The organism is Neobacillus nitrireducens, assembly GCF_030915405.1.
Lineage (GTDB): Bacteria > Bacillota > Bacilli > Bacillales > Cytobacillaceae > Neobacillus.
In genome coordinates, this window is sequence record NZ_CP133262.1 from 765,641 (window position 1) to 783,959 (window position 18,319).

General features: G+C 36.0%; 22 protein-coding genes and 1 pseudogene. 11 read left to right on the forward strand and 12 right to left on the reverse strand.

Annotated elements, in window-relative coordinates:
* Window positions 1-51: 51 nt before the first annotated feature.
* Together RCG22_RS03620 and RCG22_RS03625 are read right to left on the reverse strand one after the other, a co-directional pair.
* Entirely contained in the window at window positions 52-831 is a 780-nt protein-coding gene (locus tag RCG22_RS03620; RefSeq protein ID WP_308105769.1) for a LytR/AlgR family response regulator transcription factor, read from the reverse strand.
* Window positions 828-2,489, reverse strand: a complete 1,662-nt coding sequence (locus tag RCG22_RS03625; RefSeq protein WP_308105770.1) for a LytS/YhcK type 5TM receptor domain-containing protein — start codon at window positions 2,487-2,489, stop codon at window positions 828-830. Before RCG22_RS03625 ends, RCG22_RS03620 begins: the two co-directional genes overlap by 4 nt.
* A 280-nt stretch (window positions 2,490-2,769) precedes the next feature.
* Between RCG22_RS03625 and RCG22_RS03630 the strand changes: the two genes are divergently transcribed.
* Entirely contained in the window at window positions 2,770-3,642 is an 873-nt protein-coding gene (locus RCG22_RS03630) for a hypothetical protein (protein ID WP_308105771.1), read from the forward strand.
* Window positions 3,643-3,697: 55 nt separating this feature from the next.
* Here the strand turns inward: RCG22_RS03630 and RCG22_RS03635 are convergent, their stop codons facing one another.
* Window positions 3,698-4,900 (reverse strand): macrolide family glycosyltransferase, encoded by a 1,203-nt coding sequence (locus RCG22_RS03635; RefSeq protein WP_308105772.1) that lies wholly within the window; start codon window positions 4,898-4,900, stop codon window positions 3,698-3,700.
* Between the two features lie 107 nt (window positions 4,901-5,007).
* Window positions 5,008-5,196, reverse strand: a complete 189-nt coding sequence (locus RCG22_RS03640) for a hypothetical protein (RefSeq protein ID WP_308105773.1) — start codon at window positions 5,194-5,196, stop codon at window positions 5,008-5,010.
* A gap of 206 nt (window positions 5,197-5,402) precedes the next feature.
* Here RCG22_RS03640 and RCG22_RS03645 point away from each other — a divergent pair, with 206 nt between their 5' ends.
* The gene (locus RCG22_RS03645; RefSeq protein ID WP_176525608.1) at window positions 5,403-5,561 is read left to right on the forward strand and encodes a hypothetical protein; all 159 of its coding nucleotides are present in this window, start codon (window positions 5,403-5,405) and stop codon (window positions 5,559-5,561) included.
* Window positions 5,562-5,920: 359 nt separating this feature from the next.
* Here RCG22_RS03645 and RCG22_RS03650 read toward each other — a convergent pair whose 3' ends face one another.
* A complete protein-coding gene (locus RCG22_RS03650) occupies window positions 5,921-6,220 on the reverse strand; it encodes a hypothetical protein (RefSeq protein ID WP_308105774.1) in 300 nt (99 codons plus the stop codon).
* An 81-nt stretch (window positions 6,221-6,301) separates the two neighbouring features.
* On the opposite strand from RCG22_RS03650, the pseudogene RCG22_RS03655 reads away from it, so the two are divergent.
* Window positions 6,302-6,490 (forward strand): annotated as a pseudogene (locus tag RCG22_RS03655) (HAD family hydrolase); the annotation flags it as partial.
* Window positions 6,491-6,592: 102 nt separating this feature from the next.
* Here RCG22_RS03655 and RCG22_RS03660 read toward each other — a convergent pair.
* The 4 genes from RCG22_RS03660 to RCG22_RS03675 all read right to left on the reverse strand — a co-directional run bounded on the left by RCG22_RS03660 (window position 6,593) and on the right by RCG22_RS03675 (window position 8,865).
* Entirely contained in the window at window positions 6,593-7,009 is a 417-nt protein-coding gene (locus RCG22_RS03660; RefSeq protein WP_308105775.1) for a VOC family protein, read from the reverse strand.
* 114 nt (window positions 7,010-7,123) lie between these two features.
* The gene (locus tag RCG22_RS03665) at window positions 7,124-7,345 is read right to left on the reverse strand and encodes a helix-turn-helix domain-containing protein (RefSeq protein WP_166262829.1); all 222 of its coding nucleotides are present in this window, start codon (window positions 7,343-7,345) and stop codon (window positions 7,124-7,126) included.
* Window positions 7,346-7,355: 10 nt separating this feature from the next.
* Window positions 7,356-7,838, reverse strand: a complete 483-nt coding sequence (locus RCG22_RS03670) for a DUF2975 domain-containing protein (protein WP_308105776.1) — start codon at window positions 7,836-7,838, stop codon at window positions 7,356-7,358.
* Between the two features lie 220 nt (window positions 7,839-8,058).
* Window positions 8,059-8,865: a hypothetical protein gene (locus RCG22_RS03675; protein WP_308105777.1), complete on the reverse strand. Its 807-nt coding sequence runs from the start codon at window positions 8,863-8,865 to the stop codon at window positions 8,059-8,061.
* A 234-nt stretch (window positions 8,866-9,099) separates the two neighbouring features.
* Between RCG22_RS03675 and RCG22_RS03680 the strand changes: the two genes are divergently transcribed.
* From RCG22_RS03680 to RCG22_RS03695, 4 genes are all read left to right on the forward strand, one after another.
* On the forward strand, window positions 9,100-9,273 hold the full coding sequence (locus tag RCG22_RS03680) for a hypothetical protein (RefSeq protein WP_176525609.1): 174 nt from the start codon (window positions 9,100-9,102) through the stop codon (window positions 9,271-9,273).
* A gap of 197 nt (window positions 9,274-9,470) precedes the next feature.
* The gene (locus RCG22_RS03685) at window positions 9,471-10,490 is read left to right on the forward strand and encodes a DUF3231 family protein (protein WP_308105778.1); all 1,020 of its coding nucleotides are present in this window, start codon (window positions 9,471-9,473) and stop codon (window positions 10,488-10,490) included.
* 341 nt (window positions 10,491-10,831) lie between these two features.
* Complete coding sequence (locus tag RCG22_RS03690; protein WP_308105779.1) at window positions 10,832-11,260, forward strand: hypothetical protein; 429 nt, start codon at window positions 10,832-10,834, stop codon at window positions 11,258-11,260.
* Window positions 11,261-11,295: 35 nt separating this feature from the next.
* Complete coding sequence (locus tag RCG22_RS03695; protein WP_308105780.1) at window positions 11,296-12,165, forward strand: nuclease-related domain-containing protein; 870 nt, start codon at window positions 11,296-11,298, stop codon at window positions 12,163-12,165.
* Window positions 12,166-12,304: 139 nt separating this feature from the next.
* Here RCG22_RS03695 and RCG22_RS03700 read toward each other — a convergent pair whose 3' ends face one another.
* Window positions 12,305-12,757, reverse strand: a complete 453-nt coding sequence (locus RCG22_RS03700; RefSeq protein ID WP_308105781.1) for a DMT family transporter — start codon at window positions 12,755-12,757, stop codon at window positions 12,305-12,307.
* Window positions 12,758-13,274: 517 nt separating this feature from the next.
* Between RCG22_RS03700 and RCG22_RS03705 the strand changes: the two genes are divergently transcribed.
* From RCG22_RS03705 to RCG22_RS03715, 3 genes are all read left to right on the forward strand, one after another.
* Entirely contained in the window at window positions 13,275-14,123 is an 849-nt protein-coding gene (locus RCG22_RS03705; RefSeq protein ID WP_308105782.1) for a sialate O-acetylesterase, read from the forward strand.
* A gap of 1,082 nt (window positions 14,124-15,205) precedes the next feature.
* On the forward strand, window positions 15,206-15,697 hold the full coding sequence (locus RCG22_RS03710; RefSeq protein ID WP_308105783.1) for a staygreen family protein: 492 nt from the start codon (window positions 15,206-15,208) through the stop codon (window positions 15,695-15,697).
* Between the two features lie 150 nt (window positions 15,698-15,847).
* Complete coding sequence (locus tag RCG22_RS03715) at window positions 15,848-16,003, forward strand: hypothetical protein (RefSeq protein ID WP_374049490.1); 156 nt, start codon at window positions 15,848-15,850, stop codon at window positions 16,001-16,003.
* 220 nt (window positions 16,004-16,223) lie between these two features.
* On the opposite strand, the gene RCG22_RS03720 is transcribed toward RCG22_RS03715, so the two are convergent.
* Window positions 16,224-16,745 (reverse strand): GrpB family protein, encoded by a 522-nt coding sequence (locus RCG22_RS03720; RefSeq protein ID WP_308105784.1) that lies wholly within the window; start codon window positions 16,743-16,745, stop codon window positions 16,224-16,226.
* 357 nt (window positions 16,746-17,102) lie between these two features.
* Window positions 17,103-17,420, reverse strand: coding sequence for a hypothetical protein (locus RCG22_RS03725; RefSeq protein ID WP_308105785.1), 318 nt, complete (start codon window positions 17,418-17,420; stop codon window positions 17,103-17,105).
* A gap of 563 nt (window positions 17,421-17,983) precedes the next feature.
* Between RCG22_RS03725 and RCG22_RS03730 the strand changes: the two genes are divergently transcribed.
* Window positions 17,984-18,310, forward strand: coding sequence for a hypothetical protein (locus RCG22_RS03730; RefSeq protein WP_308105786.1), 327 nt, complete (start codon window positions 17,984-17,986; stop codon window positions 18,308-18,310).
* Window positions 18,311-18,319: the final 9 nt, after the last annotated feature.

An 18,319-nucleotide genomic window follows, 5' to 3' on the forward strand; every position in this document is an offset into this window, starting at 1 on the left:
AAGAGAAACTGTTTTCAGAATGAGATGGCTATTATTCGGAATGAATGGCTGTTATAGATGCATAATTTGTCGAAACGCTTTCACTTTACTTCTGCTGACCGGAATTTCCTCTGGGAGATTTTTCAAACGGAGCATATAGGTTTGATTAAACCATGGGACAATTTCACGGATTTTCGTCAGGTTAACCGTATAAGAACGGTGACAGCGAAAGAAAAGGTCTTCTGGTAGAAGTGCATCAAATTCCGATATGCTCATTGGCATGGTGTATTCTTCTTCTTGTGTGTACACCAATGTCACTTTTTCGCTAGCGATAGCGTAATAGATATCATTCGCATCTGTAACAATAATCTTATCATTCTTTTTCAAATTGATCCGACTCGTAGTCTTCGCTGGTATTTCTCTTGGCTGGCTTAGAGTATTAAGACTAGATTTGGGCTTTTTAGCCGGTTGCGATGTTTCGAGGTGATCGCGTTTAAAGGCAGATTCCAGTCTACTTAACATCGCAGCAATCCGCTTCTCATCATAGGGCTTTAATATATAATCAAAGGCCTCCAGTTCAAAGGCTTGTGCCGCATGCTCTTTGTAAGCCGTGGTAAAGACAATATAAGGTCTTTTAGTAAATTTACTGATTGTACTCGCTAACAACATCCCATTAAGAGAAGGAATATTTATATCTAAGAAAATCACATCTGTTTCATGCTCCTGCAAAAATTTCAACACATCTAAACCATCATCAAAGAAATGGGTCACTTCAATTTCACTATAGGCCTCAACTAAATACTCCAGTTCTTCACGAGCTGGGACTTCATCTTCCACAATGATTGCTCTCATAGATTCTCCTTTACGATATCAAAAAAAACCTCAGTTCCTGGTGACAAACGATGAATGACCAATCCATGTCCATAGATTAGTTTGACTCGTTGGTGAACATTATACAAGCCAATTTTGTTGGCTGGTACATTATCTTGGAACAATTGTTCAATGACTTCTTCGCTAATTCCCGCTCCCGTATCCTTGACACTAATTCTTATTTTATTTCCCAGATCCTTAACGGCAATCTTCACCACTCCTGGACCTTTGATTTTTAAGATTCCATGAATAATGGCATTTTCGACTAATGGCTGGATGAGCAGACTCGGTATGTTGACCTTTACATCGTCAATCTCGTATTCCACCGTTAATCGGCTCCCGAAACGGGCCTTCTCGATTTCCACATAATCACGGACTTGCGTTAATTCTTTATGAAGATCAATCAATTCATCACTAACTTCTAAATTGTAACGCATATAACCAGAGAGATTGATTATCAACTCACGCGCCTTGTCCGGATTTCTGCGTGTTGTGGAGGCAATCGCATTTAGGGCATTAAATAAAAAATGCGGATTAATCTTCGTTTGGAGCGCCTTTAACTCCGCCTTGTTCGCTGCTGATCGAATCTGTTCAATCCGAGAAACCTCCATAAGAGTGGAGATGGTTTGCGATAGCCCAATCGCCATCGTCTGCAGCGAATAGGTCATTTTATAAGCTTTACGGTAATAAATTTTAAGTGTCCCCGTCACCTCTCCATGTTCCTCAAACGGGACAATGAGCAGGGAGTGAATTTGGGGTGTATGGTGGTCGGCCACGTTATTCCGAATAATAAACTTCCCGCTGTGAATCACGTCTTTCGTCAAATCACTGATGATTTCCTGACCGATGACATATCGTTCTTCTCCAAAGCCCACATAGGCGAGCACATTTTGTGTATCTGTAATCGCAACCGCATCGGCCTTGATATCCTCCTTGATAATCCGGCAAATTTCCTTCAGGGAATTATAATTGATGGATCGAAAATAAGGCAGGGTCTTATTCGCGATATCCAATGCCATCTTTGCTTGTCTCGCTGCAATCAATTCTTTTTCACCTTCGACGCTCATCACCAGTAAAACAATGAGTCCGATGTTTACTTCCCCTACAATCATCGGCAAGGCGATTTTCGAAACAATATCCAAACCAAGTTCATAGGGATTTGCCATCACTAGGATCAGTAACATCGTCAACATTTCAGACAACATTCCTGCCGCGATTCCATAAATCCAGCGTAAGGACCTCTTCACTCTTCGGTTAATATAACCCGATACAACCCCCGCTAAAATACTTGTAATTAGACAGGGAATCGAAGTGGGACCACCAATATCGATTAAATATCGATGGACACCTGAAACAATACCAGTAATAATTCCTACCCAGGGTCCAAACAAGATCCCGCCGGAAACGACTGCAATAATCCTGACATTTACAAGTGATCCTTCCACATTAATCCCTGAATACGTTCCAAAAATGGCAAATAAGCAAAACACAAGGATAATGACAACTCGCTCAGTAACAGAGTGGCGCTCTTTTTGAAGCGACTCCTTAAATCTCGGAATCCGTATCATAAAAAATAGGCAAATCAAAAGCAAGGCCGCTCGTTCAAATAAATGGATTAGCATTTCTAATGTTGTGTTCATCGAAGGTTCCTTTCTATATTTCTAATCCTTCCACATTTTAGAGTCTTTAGAGTCATAATCTTTTTCAATTTAATATTTATTAATATCCCCAAAAACAGGTAGAATTTTTTCTGTTTAATGTTTTAAAAACTCTTCTATTTTAGAGAAATCGAGCTAGTATTTCCACCTATTTGCTCTAAAGCTTGGATTAAAACAGGCTATTTTCTTAGGACAACATCCTCCCGAGATACATATACATGCAGTGTAAATATAATTCATTAATTTTAAGGGGAGAATTTTTATGGATAAAGACACGATGAAATGTTTTATAGGGAAAGTCATCAAGGTTGATAGAGGAGGACCCGAATCCAAAATCGGGATGTTAATGGATGCTAGTGATGATCTTATCGTCCTTCTCACGGAAGATGATGGTCTTGTTTACTACAATAGTAAACATATTAGAAGTTTTACGGATAATATTAAAGGGTCTATGAAATTAAGCATTGAAGTCCCCAAAGACTTCAAATTTATAAAAGCTGCTAATTTCAAAGAATTGCTTGATTCCTTAAAATTTAAATGGATTAAAATTAATCGTGGAGGCCCGGAGAAATTAGAGGGGGTACTCACGGAGGTAGAGAATGATTCTGTTTTCTTAATCAATAATCAGGAAATCGTTCGCCTATCTCTAATACACATTAGGAGTATTAGTTATGGATTAATAGTTGAAAAAGCTGAAGAAGAAAAATCTGATAAACAAAAATCACATAACAAAGACGGAAAATCAAACAATAGCAATAAAAACAAAAACAATAAGACCAATAACAAAAAGAGAACTTCGCAAAAGAAATCTACGGATAATGCTGAAATGGCTCTAGCGTATCCATTATCTTCGCAAGAAACAATGGTTGAAGATATTGAAAGTGATCTATCCATTCCTTTAGAAACAGTGGAAACCTTGCAAGAAACTACTGTGGAAGATGTTGAAAGTGATCTATCTATTCTTTTTGAAACAGTAGAAACTTTGCAAGAAACTACTGTTGAAGATGTTGAAAGTAATCTATCCAATCCTTTAGCCACAATGGAAACAGCACAAGAAACAGCTGTTGAAGATACTCACGATGATTTATCCGTTCTCTTTTCAACATTGGAAAAGATTTTACGAAAATACGTCTAAATCACGATTTGCTATATAAAATAGAAGGATCATTAATGGTCCTTCTATTTCTTATTTATTCATGATTGTGACTTAAAAAATTAAAAATCTCATCCACTGCTTGGTGATACCCTCCCGATTTTTGAAAGGATTCCTTTATATTTGAAACAGCTATCTGGAAAGATGAGTCGTTTAACACATGATCAGCGTCTTCACGTAGTTGATTGGCCGTCAAGTCTTGCATTTTTAATGTTATACCAGCACCAATTTTGGCCACTTGCTCGGCTATAATCGGCTGATCCGCGCTTTGTGGGATGACAATGAGCGGAACCCCGTAGTAGAGACCTTCATGGGTGCTGTTCATTCCCCCGTGAGTGATAAATAATTTAGTGTATTTTAGCACTTCCGTTTGTGGAAGATAAATTTTTACAATGAAGTTTTCAGGGATTTCCCCTAAATCAGATAGTTGAACTTTGTCCCCAATCGACATGACCACGGTATGATCCGTATGTCCAAATGCTTCAAAACAAAGTTTATAAAAGTCAATGGCGTGATTAAAGACAGTACCTAGTGAAATATAAATGGGTCTTTTTTTCTTGATGGCTGTAAGGTCAAGGTTTTCTTGATTATATCGTGTCGAGATGGAAGGACCAATAAATTTGTAAGTTTGATCGAATGTTTCTCCAAAAGGTTGAAACTCCCTCGTGGTATATACGATTGTAAGTGGTGCCGGATTACAAAATACTTCATAAGGAGAATGGATCTCAACATTATATTTTTCCGCACATCTTGCCGTCAGGCTTTGATATTGATCGTTTATTTCTTTACCCACTTCTGGAGGAATGTTTTTAGACTGCTGTTCCAACATTTGATCGAATGATTCCTTTGTCTGTGCAAAGGAAGTACATGAATTGATGGCTGGAAGCTGAAGGATTTGGGCAAGTATATGGCCACAACCAAACATGGAATCGTGGATGATATAATCAAATGGTTCTCCTTCAATCTGTTCAAGCACGCTAGGTATGACAATATCTGCCGTATGTATAAGACCATTGATTCTTTCGGGTAAATAATTTCTTCCACCCGAGATAAAGGCTTTAATAAATTGTTGGCCAGCCAATGTTCGTACCGTGGCTCCCGTCTTCTCTATTCGCTCCCGAAAAGCTTCTATTGTAAAGTACACTACCTCTTCCCCGCGCGAAATAAGCTCTTCCACAACTCCCATCGTTGGATTGATATGTCCTTCTGATCCGGCATTGATAAATAAAACACGTGCCATTTCAACCACTCCTTAAGTAATTCTAAAATTGTTGAAAATAGGCCATTTTCAACAATAAAAAAATATTTTGCAACTAATGCATCCGCTACATCAATAGAATAAACTGGTTAATCCGTTCTGCCATATTTCAATAAAATAAAATGGTTATGCAGCTCCCGTTCATTAATTGCTATCCGGACTGCTAAGTCTTGCGTTCGTAACACAAAATCTTTAACATCAATAAATTCAGATTCAGCAATCAAATAGAATTGTGTTCCTTTTTTAAAATTCTTAAAATTATTCTTTAACTTATACATCTTCATTTTTTTCCTAGCTTCTCCCCAAATCTTTAATAAGTCTGACTATAACATAGTTTTTTTCGCATAAAAGTTTTTCCTCTGTATTTCTTATAATTTTTTTACAATCTTTGTATGCTCATTGCCTTGGGGAGGAAATCAATCGTTTTTATTTTCGATTCGATGCTAATAATAACATGGTGAAACAAGAAAAAAGGAGGACTTATATGCAACAGAAGCAAAATGCTAAAAAAAATGTGGGGTCGATTATGAAACCGGAATTTGCTGGAACGGATGCACAAGAGGTTAAACAAGAAATTCAAAACGATGTGAGCGCTGGTCAAGGTGCAATGACTTCCCGAGAGGCAGGATCCATGCGCGATTAAAAACCAATCCAGTTTGCAAACCATTTCCGCCTTCACCGAAAAGCATTTTATGTAGGTAGGAGAATTCATAGGCGGAGAATTTCCGCCTAATGTGTATTAGGGAAGCTTAAGGAGTAGTTATAAGCGGAATATTCCGCTTAACTGCTCTAAATTAGACAAAATCTAAAGATTTGGACAATATAAGCGGAAAAGCTTCCCTTATTTTTAAGGAAATATGGGTATTTCCCAATTTAGCCGGACTTTCTCCGTTTATTTTTCAAACAAAGTGAAATCAACCTTCAGTTATAACAGAACCTAACTAATATCTTAACAGGACCCGTTATCCATTGAGTGTTTTTTTCCCTCCCATACTCTACTCCTTAATCAAACCGTTCTGTTTCAAATCCTTCCAAAATATCCTCTAATTCGGTAAGAAAATTTAGTTGTACAGGAGCAGGGATTTGTTCCATCCACTTTTTTATTTCAGGTAACTCCTCAGCCTCTTCTATACTCGATGGCTTTGGTTGAAGCGTTTCCCACCACTTTTTCAACTCATCAATAAATTCATAAAAATAGCGTTCAAATCTTTCTGCCCATTCTGTCCCTTCATCACCAGACGTCTTTTGCATCATACTCCAGGCTTCCATTGCTGTTTCAAAGTACTCATCAATTAGCCTCATGTCAATCTCCTTTCTACATACTGTTATATCTTTCGTTCCCTCATTGTAACATTAATTGTTTAGGGAGTTCGCAAAGTTGTAGCCATTGGAGACGGACCCAATGATATAGAAATGCTTCGTCATGTCGGTACAGGTGTAGCGATGGGGAACGCAAGCAAAGAGGTTAAAACAGTAGCTGATTTTGTAACAGGACATCACGAAAATGATGGACTAGCTGAGTTTATAGAACGTTATCTGATTGATAAGTCATATGAATCAAATGTGATTTAAGATAATTTTTTCAAAAAAATGGCAGGTGTGATCTATTGTTGATAGATCCATACCTGCCATTTTCATTTCCCTAGTTATTTAGACACATTGAGCGTCGGGCGCTCAGCCCTTCGGCATTTTGCTCATATCCATATACAATACGTTCCAGCGATGACCATCTGGATCAGCAAAACCGCAGCCGTACATCCAACCGCCCTTTTCTCCCGGCCTGCTGTATACGGTGCCGCCCGCACGTTCGGCTTTCAAGGCGAGCTCATCCACTTCATCCTTGGAGTTTGCCCCCAGTGAGAATAATACTTCAGTACTCTGCAACGAATTCGCCACAGCATTTCCCGTAAAACTGCGGAAAGTAGATTCTGGGAAGAGCATTAAAACAACCTTATTGTCGCCGACGATAAAGCAGCTTGAGCCATCCTGGCTCGCATATTGCTCATTCAACCGAAAACCGAGCTGCGTATAGAACTCCTTTGCTCGTTCAGGCTCTCTTACTGGCAGGTTCAACCACAAATCTCTCGCCATACCTAACAACCTCCTGCAATTTCAGATAACTTCCCTTCCTATTCTACCTTTTCTACATGGGAATAGATATGAAATATCCCCTTGTTTTTCCCAACGTTAAAACTCCCCCATTAATTATCCTAGACTATCTTCGTCTCTTTTATATTCTAAAATATCTCCAGGCTGACAGTCCAAAGCTTTACAGATGGCTTCTAACGTCGATAATCGAATTGCTTTTGCCTTTCCATTTTTCAAAATAGAAAGATTGGCCATCGTGATTCCGACCCGCTCCGAAAGTTCTGTCACGCTCATTTTCCTTTTAGCTATCATCACATCAATATTGATTATAATCGCCATTGTTTTCACCTCAGACCGTTAAGTCATTTTCTGATTTTATATCAATCGCTTCTTGTAAGAGTTTTTGGAGAACAGCAGCAAAGACGGCAACGACAAGTCCGGCAAAAATAATGGCCATTCCGATTAGGATGATTCCCGGAGCGTCATCTGCCTCAGCGATCAGATAAAAAATTGGCATGCCAATCACATAGATGCCACTGAATGTGATTGCACAGTATTTTATATACTTTAAAGCCTTAATCGATAACTCTGAGAAAGCTTGTGTTTGATCAATGTAGTGTAAAAGGTTAAAAGCTTGAAACAGAGCAAAGTAAAAAGGGATTGCCGTTGCATACAAATCGAGGAAAACGAGATATTTCAAATAAGCATGATCCGGATACAAATCTACAGCAAACTTCGCTATCTCTGGTACCAAAAAGATACACAAAGCAAGAACCGGCAAGCCTATGAGTATAAGAGCTATTTTTAAAAAGAGTGTTGAACCACGTTTCATACAAAGCACCTCACTTCATTATTGTAAGTAGATTTTACCATGGATTATATCGTTTTGCGATAAAAAAATATCCTTTTCTATTATATTATTGTTGATATGAAATATCCACTTACCTTTAGACAAAAAGAAAAAGCATTCCTCATTCTACAGAAATGCCATTTGTAAAAATACCCATCAGTAAATAGGTGATACTTCTTTTCTTACTGATAGAAAATATAGATCAAATCTTTTCACAGTTCCCTAATAATTTCTCCGTCTGTTCAATTAATAAGAACATTTCATCCCAAGAATAATTGGTATTCAAATTCTGAGCATGCGCCAAGTTGTTTCGTAAGCTTTCTAATTTTTTAAAGAAAGATTTCCCTTTGCTTTTTGATTCAATACCCAAAAGTTCCTGTAACGGAGCCTCATTAAGAATGATGTCACGTTTATCACAAATCTGCAGACAATCACTTAATTGAATCGCTTCATTCCGTGACTTGCGAAGGGAATACAATTCCTCTGCATATTTAACTCGATTGGAGCCTAAATGTACTTTCCAAGTATCCTCAGCAAAATAATCATTAATTATCCGATAAAGGTGCATCTCCAACAACGAAATCAGGCCAAATAGTAACATTCGAATCGGAGATTTCTGGAGATCTGCTCGCGTCACAACCTTTGTTATCCGGTTGCCTTCTAGGATAAATATTCTTTCGATCCCTTTAAAGATAGATAAAGTATCGATAAGCGGTGTAGATTCTGAGACAAGTTCAGTTGGACTAAAACTCCGATAATACTCTTTACAATTTCCGTCTTGCAATTCATTTCTTACAACATAGCCAATCACAATTCCGTTATCTTCCACACCCAAAACATCATAATCTTTTATCGTCATCATCCTTTTGATGGTATCCGCATCATCATTAAGATGACAAGTATCCATCGTTTCGGAAATACTGTTCACCGTGATGTTTTTCTCGTACAAAGACCGTAGATTTTTATAAGAACTCACCTTATCACGCTGTTGCGTTGGAATAGTTGTCATTTAATTTACCTCCACTAAAACACGTATGACAGATGATATCGCAAGATGGTTTCATCACATCTCTCAGATCACCCATTCGTTGCATGTATTATAGTTCATTTTAGATTGTATACTTGGCAGAATCAAATGATAAAAGTTAATAAAAGTGTGTGAAAACGTTCACATTTTTTGTGGTAATCGCTTACAAAGTGATATATAATTATATTAAAATTACAACTTACGAGGTGAAGAGGCATGAAAGAATATATTTTTATTCTAGAAGAACCGGTCGGTACCAGAGAAATTAAGATCATTGCATCAGGAATGATGGAAGCCTTCAAAAAAGCAAAGGAATTTAGAAAAAATATTGTTCAAGATACAAAAGTAAAAGTGGATATGATGTTAAAAGGTGTTAGATATACGGATTAACCTTAGATAAAATTTATGTGGAAAGGAAAAATCCTACCCTTTATGATCATTATAAAACGAATAGTAGATAGTTAAAGGAGAACACATTGGCAGATGACCAAAATGTGTTCTTTTTTCATTTTGAAGGATACGTATACAATAAGAAGTCTTGAGAAAAATAAAGGAAATATGACTTTATTATTCGGAGGAAAAACATTATGGAGCAGGGAAAACAGATTAGGTTAACATCAATGGAAATTGCTCAACTTTGGGGACAATATATGCATGACAGCGGAAGCGTTTGTGTTCTTTCCTATTTTTTAGAAAAGGCTGAGGACTTAGAGATTAAGCCTGTCATTGAATACGCTTTAGAACTCGCAAAAAAACACATAGAAAAACTAACTTCTATTTTTAATGAGGAAAAATATGCTATCCCTCATGGTTTTAAAATAGAGGAGGATGTCGATTTAACTGCACCCAGATTATACTCCGACAATTATGTATTAAATTTTATTAATCAAATGTCAATGATTGGGCTGACCACCTACTCAGGTAGTTTATCTGGTTCTTCCAGAGCTGACATAACAGATTTCTATATGGAGTGTATCTCTGAAACCATACAATTATTTAACAAGACGAAAAACTTACTTTTGTCAAAAGGTCTTTATATAAGGTCTCCGTATATGCCAAATTTAGAAAGAGTAGATTTTGTAAAAAAGCAAAGTTTTGTTTGGGATATTATTGGCGATAAAAGACCATTACTAGTAACTGAAATAGCTAATATATTTGCAAATATTCAAAGAAATTCTTTAGGAGCAGCGACTCTAGCAGGATTTTGCCAGGTTGCTCAGGATAAACAAGTAAAACAATTCTTTGTCAGAGGGATTGAAATTGCGAAAAAACACATTAAATTATTCGGGAAAAAATTTGAAGAAAGTTATCTTCCAGTTCCCACAACTTGGGCAACAGAAATCACGAATAGCACGGTTTATACTTTTTCGGATAAACTAATGATGTTCTTTACAACCACCTTAATCGGACTGAGTATTGGGTATTATGGGACAGGTATTGCTCAAAGCCCCAGAGTGGATATAGGGCTCATGTATAACAGATTGATGGTAGAAATCCAGCTATATTCTGAAGATGGCTCCAATATCATGATAAATAATAGATGGTTAGAACAGCCTCCAATAGCATCAGACAGAGAAGAGTTAGCCAAAGCTAATCTTAAAAGCTGATTTCAATGGACATTAGGGCTGTATTTTCCAATAATAAGTTATAATAATGGCTTAGGAAAACCCCAAGCCATTTTACGTTTTGGCGGAATGTACATATATACCGGATGAACTTAGAAAACAATTGCAGACACGCTCCTATCCATAAATGGATGGGTTCGATCCTTGAGTCTTTTTTTAATGGCACCACAATGACAGGTCTAATGATGGAATCGATATACGATTGAAATCATCCGAAAAAATGCGATAGGTAAATAGTCTAAAGGAAGATAGAAGGATTTACTTTCCTTTTTCTTTTCCTAAAAATAAAGAGTAGCAGATTTTGAAAGGTCGTGTCGGACACCATGCTTTATATTAGGGATATTGAAAAAATAATTGAACATACATTACAAGAACACAAAATAACTATTGATTATGAAATCAACAATAATCTACTTGCACCAATGAGTTTTAATATATCGACTAATACAATTAAATTTAACTATTTACAAATTAATGGATACATTGCTAATATTATCTTTAAAATTAAAGAGTCTGATGAAGATTGTGTTAAAATTATTCTATATCATCAACTCGGTTATTATTTAGCATTTAAGAACAACAAACATGATTTAAGAGTTTTAAAGTATTTCGAGGATGAAAAGAAAGCACAGCTTCTAGCTAAAATAGAAACCAATGCCTGGGACTATGGCAGAACATTGGTACCAGAGAGATTAATAAATTCCTATGATGAGGTCCGTGAGTTAGATAAAATGCTACTAAAAAGCTATTAAACAAATATATGTACTGATAGTTAAGGAGAAAATAAATGATCTGGTTAATTATTTCCACTTTACTTGCTGCTTCTGTCATTTGGTTAGCCTATTTGGTAAAAAAGGAAAAGTTAAAACAAAAAGAACTGAGAAATGACTACCACCAAGAATTAGAGGCCCTGAAAGAACTACAAAAGGCTTCAAGGGAAACGGCAGCCACTCAATTTGATGAGCAGGTTATGCGAATGAACGAGTCGTACCAACGTGAAATTGAAAAACTGATCATCGAAAATGAAGAGATCCGGAAAAATTTTCGAAATCAAGGAGAAATCCTCACCCATCAGATACTAGAAAATTTTAAAGCCGACTTAATCTCAAAAAAGATCATTCCAGCAGATGAAATGATTATTATGCCGAACATTTTTATTCCAGAAGGTAACGGAACTACCCGGCAGATCGATCACTTGGTACTTTTATCAACGGGTCTATATGTAATAGAGACAAAAGACTGGACTGGCCATATCGTATTGGGATTAACTAGAATGGGCAGCCACAAGTTTTCTTTTTTAGCAGAGTTAGTAGACAGTGAAAAAGAGGAATCGATTGTATTTAATAGAGATGAGTCGGGAGCATTAAAGGTAATTACATATGAAAATCCAATTTGCCAGATTCAGCAGTCAGCCATCAGTCTATCAAATTATTTAGAAGGTAAAGATATTCCAACTTGGATCAATCCCCTGCTATTCTTTAATGACGATGAAAAAGAGGTTCACGATTGGTCGGATCACAGCATCGTAAAACGGTTGACGAATAAAGAGCAGTTACAACAGTTTTTTATCCATGAGTTAACAACCAAAAACAGATTATATGGAGCTTTTCAGCTTAATAATATAAAGCATATTATCGAAAATGCTCATTACATTTAAGTTGGCAGAAATTTAAATGTATTTATAAACTTTTATATCGGAAATTTAGTTAATTTAAATAAATAATCCCTGAATCACCGCGGTTGGATTCAGGGATTTATTTTCATTGATTTTCTTTCACTAAATTAAACTCACGAACTCAAAACCATTTACTCTTCCCCTTAAATATCAAAAGCAACGAGATAAGTAATAAGATTAAACCTGTGATGCGGTACCAATCAATTGGTATTGGTTGTTTAATAAAAATCCCAAAGTGATCAAGTGTCACACTGATTAATAACTGTCCAACAATGACAGCTGTAATGGCTGAAGCCACACCAATTCTTGGTACTACAGCAACCATAATCGTTACATATCCGGCTCCAAGCACTCCACCAATTAGCTGCCATTTCGGAACCGTTGTTACTTTTAATACATCTCCTTTACCAAAAAAAATAACGAGTAATAAGAGAATGATGGTTCCGATAAAAAACGAAACAAAACTACCTTCGATCACGCCAATCCTTTTTCCCAACACACCATTGATTCCTGCTTGTGTTCCTATTAAAGTCCCGCCGATTATGGCTAATAGTAAATAAAAAAACATGTACATCCCTAAACCCCCTTTTTAATCCATAATTAAAATGCTAAGAGTGTCTTCCGAATTTCGAGGGTTCCTGTTTAAATTATTGTATAAACTCCAATTGTCCCCGAAAGAAGAAATCGTTCCCTTGAATCTTCGATCGTTTCTTTAATTCCTATATCTATCAATTTCGCAGTTTAAAAGTTCCTCCATCTTCCCATCATCAGGTTCAGCCTCATCCCAGCCATTACCAAACATTATCCCATACCTTCTTTAATAAAAATAATAACTTTTTTAGATGTTGTCTAGCATTATTACTCTTATTGATACTACAAAAGCCCCGTAGATTTTCTTTTAAACGAAGCTTTCCACCTTCTAATGAATTCAGGAATGAAGATGTTGACTGCAAATGGTTTGTCGGTAAGCTTTTTAGGCCCATTTACTTGAATAAAGACAAAATCGACTTGACTAAAAGTCTAATTGAGCTATACTCTTAATCTTATTTGGTCTAATTAGACCTTTGCAAAAAAAGAAAGAAGGTTTTTCTATGAAATCTATATTATTAATCGGACAATCAAATATGGCAGGCAGAGGATTTATTGAGGATGTACCGCCAATTTATAATGAGCACATAAAAATGTTGCGAAACGGCAGATGGCAAATGATGGCAGAACCACTTAATTTTGATCGGCACGTATCTGGTGTTGGACCGGCAGCCTCTTTTGCTCAGGCTTGGACAGAGGATCATCCGGGCGAGTCTATTGGGGTCATAACATGCGCCGAGGGAGGAAGCTCTATTGATGAGTGGGCAATTGATGGTCCATTAACAAGACATGCAATTTCCGAAGCAAAATTTGCTATGGAAACAAGTGAAATAGTGGGAATTCTGTGGCACCAAGGAGAAAGCGACAGTTATGGTGAACGGTATAAGACGTATGAAGATAAATTGCTTTCATTATTTAAACACTTGAGAAAAGAATTGAATGCACCAGATATCCCGATTATGATCGGTGAGTTGGGACATTATCTTGGTGAGGTCGGATTTGGAAAAAGCGCTGTAGAATATAAACAAATAAACCAAATATTATCTAAAGTTGCTCATACCGAAGAAAATTGCTATTTTGTAACATCAAAAGACTTAACAGCCAATCCAGATGGCATTCATATTGACGCTATCTCCCAAAGAAAATTTGGATTAAGATATTATGAAGCTTTTTCAAAACAAAAGCATGTTTTAGATATTTTGGACATAGAGCATGAATGGATTGATAAGGAAGCAAAACGTGAACTAACGAAAAATGAACGTATATTTGTTCAAAGTATGAAGTTTGCCTTAGGACAATTAAGTTTTGAGGAGTTTTCTATTAATATCTCCAATATTAATAATAGTAAGTAATGCAAAGAATCATGGGAAAATAGAAGATTGAAAAGAAAACTTTAAACAATCGGACGCGATTGCGGAATACCATTAGCCTAATTCCTCAGTATTAATAAGGAGGAATTAGGCTTTTTCACTTTCCAAAGACTTGCCGTTACCAATTGGTAAACGCGTGGCAACAAGTGGTGAAATTCGTGGCATACACTGTTATAAATATAGCTGAAGCGGTACATTCTTATGGTCATGCATACCTTGTGATTAGCGCGCTTTGCCGCCGACTATCTTGCTAGAGCAAACCTTAAACAATTTCATATTAGCTTATTCATATTTGAATTTAAGTTGGCTACTAGGCATACATCCAATCCAAGCTTTGACCCTGAGCATAAACTTGGTTATAAGTCTAATTTCAATAGGGAGTGAACCTCGAATTATGGTATATACACAGCAAATGCCATCTGCCCTGAACCCCAGGGGTCTTGAAAATTGTATCTTTCGTTTCACGTATTTGTGGCTTAGAAACGGTGATAATTTCTGGTTTTTTTTGACGACTGTCGGGCATCAAAGAGTTTATGGTTATAGGTTTTTCGGCGGAAGATGGAATCAATATTCGGTTGCTTTAAGAGATATTGTTAACTTCCATTGTTCTCCTCCAACTCCAACTCTATATTAAAACACAGCGTCTGACCTCCGTAATCGTATCGTTCAGTCTTACTATAGAAACGTTTGGGCTTTCGCATAATTAGAGATCGTTTTTTTGAATCGAATACTGTGATCACCAGATATCCGCCACCTGCGTTTTCCCTTCCATCACGTAAAGAACGTTAATTATTTCGGTTAGCGTTCTTTATACTGAAATTAGACAAAATTAAAAATGAACACAAGTTTATTCCTGAGGCTGCGTTAAACTGCTCCTTTACTTGAATAAAGAAAAAGAACGCTGAAGCGATCATTCTTGAGCTCAAGCAATCTATGAATCGTTATCTCCTTCCTAGGCACCAATACAGTCATATAGTTATTGACCCACATAAAGTAATACATATAAATTTATGTTTATCTATTGGAATCAAGCACATTGATTATAAATATAGGGGGGATTGTATATGTCCGTTTTTAATCCACAGAAATTATCCATCAAACTTATTCCACCTACCACTTTCGCTCAGCCAGTTGAAGGAAGAAAATATACTCTCACGCATTCAGATATTACAGCAGAATTATTTTTGGATATTGGATATGTGTACAACTACAAATCTATTAACCCCAAAATGCGTGACGAAGTATTAGCAGAATGGAAAAAAGATTCACATGGTGGTTTAAATTTAATAGGAAAAGCGTATGTAGATGGTGGAGAATTCAGTCAAAAAGTTGCAGACACTCGTTTTAAAATATTTAATAAAGAAATGGCTACAGCACTTAATGGAATTGTCTATGGTGATCGTCAATTTTACGTACACTATCCCTTCCTCGTCGATGCACCCATCTTTATCCATTACTTATCCATTTATCCGCAATATAGGCAGGTTGCTTTTTATGGTACACCACGCCAATATTTGAACCAAACTATCAAACAACCTGATCTTCCCCACCCTTAAAATTGACCCTAGCCAACGCCTCCTCAATTCCAACTGTAAACCAAAAGGCTTTTTGTAATGCAAATTTTAAAAATTGGGTTAGAGACCCAATCATATAGACTATTAATGCATATCCTTTTCTGAATTGAAATAATAGAGGGAGGAATTGCTTTGATCAATGATTATCAAAGCGTACGCCCAGGATTCGGATTTGGAAGACCTGGATTCGGAATTGGCTTAGGCTTCTTAGGTGGTCTTGCTACTGGAGCATTGTTGGCTCCAGGTCCTAGATTTGGATATTATTACCACCACGTCCTTACGATTTAAAATATAATATTCCATCCTCTCCTTACTAAAACGTAAATATATAATAAGAAAAACGGAACACCAATTCTTTGGCACTCCGTTTTTCAAACATTACTTTTGAGTTAAACAATGTAAATTTCAGTTTCTTCTCCATTAATAAAAAAACTCATTTACTTCTGGTATGGATCCATTGCTTGATCCTAAACTAACCTGCCCCGTTAGTCGAATAAGAATAAGGGTTTTATTCCTGCACTTTTTCCTCTTTAGCTTGCTTTAATATATCCTGTATAAACGGTACCTTTGCCTCTGTATATGAAACTCTGTCAAAGCGATATTTTTCGGCTAATTCTTCTTTTAATTGATGATACCTTTTTAGTACATCTGGATGCGTTCTTAGAAAGTCTCTAAAAAGGAGCTGATTTTTCCAGCTTTCACTTTCAATCTCATAAAAATGTAAATGATGTGTTCCGGCTCCCCATTGCCCTTTTCTAAAAAAACGCCTTTCTGGAAATTCTTGATGATGAACAAATTCATATCCTAAAAGTTTTAAAGGTTCAATGAACTCATCTACAACTTCTAAATTATGTACAGCAACAGCAATATCCAATATAGGCTTGGCACACAATCCATTTACCGACGTACTTCCTATGTGTTCAATAGATATAATCCTACCATTTTTGATTTTCATCAACTGTCTCATTTCTAATTCAAAGTTCTTAGTCCAGTCAGGGTTATAACCCTCAATCATTACTGGTTTATCCATTAAACGCACCACCATTCACCTATAAAATTCTTTACTTTTACAAAATAATCCTTCTTCAACTAACCTGCTTACTTTACTTGAATAAGAAAAAGCATTACCGTTATTCCAGTAATGCTACCCTTTACTTTAAGTAAAATAGTTCACATAATATTCTACAAAATAAAGAACATAACCACGTTAATAAATATGATAGTTATAATTAAACCTAATGTAAACTTTTTAACAGTAAATTTCATCGTACCCTTTTGTACTCCTCTAAAAACCAAAATTGATATTATTAATAAGAGTAATATAATTGGCGTTGGCACTATTTCACCTCTATTTCTTTATCAATTAAAGCACCCGTTTGTTGAAGAGTTAAAAAGGAATTTCCCCTGTAAAAAATGGAACAAAAACTCCGACAGTAGAAGCAATAACAATTACCCAAAATGTTTTTGAGGTTAATCTTTCCTTCAGTAACCGACTTTCTTTTGACACAAAAAAGGAGAGTACGATTGTATATAATCCAAAAATCATAAATGATAAACCAAACCATACTACCCAAACGTTTCCTATAAATCTAATTCCAGAACTTTCATAAATATATTTAAGAACATTATCAGTTAATAAAAAACCAACAACTAAAAATAGAATAATTTCAATAATAGTAATTAAATACATTTTCCATATAGCCATCTCTCCACCTCCTCGGAAAAAATAACCAAATTCACATCCATATTATAACATTGTTCCTGTACTAAACTGCTTACGTTAGCTAAATAAGAAAACGGGATCGCCGCAGAATACTAATTTAGTTTTCGTGGAAACCATAGTGTTTTTAGGTCCTGCCTGGAAATGTGGTACAAAAAACAAATATTTTGCCCACCACGATATTAATAAAATTATCATCATTACAATCGGAATTATTAATTTTTTCCTCATACGTCCCCCTATTTCTTTTCGGTACGTTTTCTTCTTACGCTAAACTGCTTACGTTAGTTTAATAACAAAAAACCCACCAAATTGGTAGCTGGATCTTCAACTCCGATAGTTTAAGTGTAATATTTCACAATATTTCTTTAATAAAAGGCTCTATTAAATAATATTGTTGATAATAATCAAATATAAATCAAGAACCTCAAAACGGACCTTGATTTTATTTTAATTGAAGAAAAGCATTCGTAAAAAACTTATAAATGATATTGATACTTGTGGTAGTATGATGATATATATTCATTCCCATAAAGCTGGTGATACGAATGGAAAAACAAACATTGGAAGAAAAAATAGAACAAGAAATAAAAACAGCCCAAACTATTTATTGGGTTTTAATCGCTTGCGTAAGCCTTCCGGCTGTATTTATTTCCGGAGCTGCCGGTACCTACATCGATGATAAATCCTTCATTCACCAAATTGTCTGGTGGTTAGCTGCTTTTTCTTATCCAGGATTCATTTTCATTGTATTTACAAGTAGATATTTTGCAAAAGAATATCTTCGGATGGATGATTATAAAAAAGCTAGACAATTTAACATAATTCCTGTCTATGGAATTATTTTTATAATCCTCTTGTTCCTATTTATGTAGAAGAAATGT

Coding starts and splice junctions, on each gene's coding strand:
- RCG22_RS03620 (WP_308105769.1), bottom strand. CDS start 831: ATGAGAGCAATCATTGTGGAAGATGAAGTCCCAGCTCGTGAAGAACTG.
- RCG22_RS03625 (WP_308105770.1), bottom strand. CDS start 2,489: ATGAACACAACATTAGAAATGCTAATCCATTTATTTGAACGAGCGGCC.
- RCG22_RS03630 (WP_308105771.1), top strand. CDS start 2,770: ATGGATAAAGACACGATGAAATGTTTTATAGGGAAAGTCATCAAGGTT.
- RCG22_RS03635 (WP_308105772.1), bottom strand. CDS start 4,900: ATGGCACGTGTTTTATTTATCAATGCCGGATCAGAAGGACATATCAAT.
- RCG22_RS03640 (WP_308105773.1), bottom strand. CDS start 5,196: ATGTATAAGTTAAAGAATAATTTTAAGAATTTTAAAAAAGGAACACAA.
- RCG22_RS03645 (WP_176525608.1), top strand. CDS start 5,403: ATGCAACAGAAGCAAAATGCTAAAAAAAATGTGGGGTCGATTATGAAA.
- RCG22_RS03650 (WP_308105774.1), bottom strand. CDS start 6,220: ATGAGGCTAATTGATGAGTACTTTGAAACAGCAATGGAAGCCTGGAGT.
- RCG22_RS03660 (WP_308105775.1), bottom strand. CDS start 7,009: ATGGCGAGAGATTTGTGGTTGAACCTGCCAGTAAGAGAGCCTGAACGA.
- RCG22_RS03665 (WP_166262829.1), bottom strand. CDS start 7,345: ATGGCGATTATAATCAATATTGATGTGATGATAGCTAAAAGGAAAATG.
- RCG22_RS03670 (WP_308105776.1), bottom strand. CDS start 7,838: ATGAAACGTGGTTCAACACTCTTTTTAAAAATAGCTCTTATACTCATA.
- RCG22_RS03675 (WP_308105777.1), bottom strand. CDS start 8,865: ATGACAACTATTCCAACGCAACAGCGTGATAAGGTGAGTTCTTATAAA.
- RCG22_RS03680 (WP_176525609.1), top strand. CDS start 9,100: ATGAAAGAATATATTTTTATTCTAGAAGAACCGGTCGGTACCAGAGAA.
- RCG22_RS03685 (WP_308105778.1), top strand. CDS start 9,471: ATGGAGCAGGGAAAACAGATTAGGTTAACATCAATGGAAATTGCTCAA.
- RCG22_RS03690 (WP_308105779.1), top strand. CDS start 10,832: ATGCTTTATATTAGGGATATTGAAAAAATAATTGAACATACATTACAA.
- RCG22_RS03695 (WP_308105780.1), top strand. CDS start 11,296: ATGATCTGGTTAATTATTTCCACTTTACTTGCTGCTTCTGTCATTTGG.
- RCG22_RS03700 (WP_308105781.1), bottom strand. CDS start 12,757: ATGTACATGTTTTTTTATTTACTATTAGCCATAATCGGCGGGACTTTA.
- RCG22_RS03705 (WP_308105782.1), top strand. CDS start 13,275: ATGAAATCTATATTATTAATCGGACAATCAAATATGGCAGGCAGAGGA.
- RCG22_RS03710 (WP_308105783.1), top strand. CDS start 15,206: ATGTCCGTTTTTAATCCACAGAAATTATCCATCAAACTTATTCCACCT.
- RCG22_RS03720 (WP_308105784.1), bottom strand. CDS start 16,745: ATGGATAAACCAGTAATGATTGAGGGTTATAACCCTGACTGGACTAAG.
- RCG22_RS03725 (WP_308105785.1), bottom strand. CDS start 17,420: ATGGCTATATGGAAAATGTATTTAATTACTATTATTGAAATTATTCTA.
- RCG22_RS03730 (WP_308105786.1), top strand. CDS start 17,984: ATGGAAAAACAAACATTGGAAGAAAAAATAGAACAAGAAATAAAAACA.